At 60.8% G+C, this 227-nt stretch carries 1 protein-coding gene; it reads left to right on the forward strand.

Annotated elements, in window-relative coordinates:
• Window positions 1-227 (forward strand): RHS repeat domain-containing protein (locus NTD80_RS16300; RefSeq protein WP_262134289.1); only part of this gene is annotated, 227 nt, incomplete at both ends.

The raw sequence follows: 227 nt of genomic DNA on the forward strand, positions 1-227 counted from the left end.
GGTCGCATCGTGGCGGTGGACTACCAGATCCAACGCGCCAAGGGCCATGGCCCTTTCGAGTGGATGACCGAGCACAACGTTGTTTCCTACGCCTATGACGACCTGGGACGACTGGTCTCGGCGACCAATGCCGTCGGCGAACGCGAGGTTTATCGGTACGACGATCAGCACGTCATTCTTGAGCGGCAGTTGGCCGGTGGCGCGAGTTTTTTCTGGGCGTGGGAACG

Source organism: Pseudomonas sp. 13B_2.1_Bac1 (assembly GCF_025466155.1).
GTDB lineage: Bacteria > Pseudomonadota > Gammaproteobacteria > Pseudomonadales > Pseudomonadaceae > Aquipseudomonas > Aquipseudomonas aylmerensis.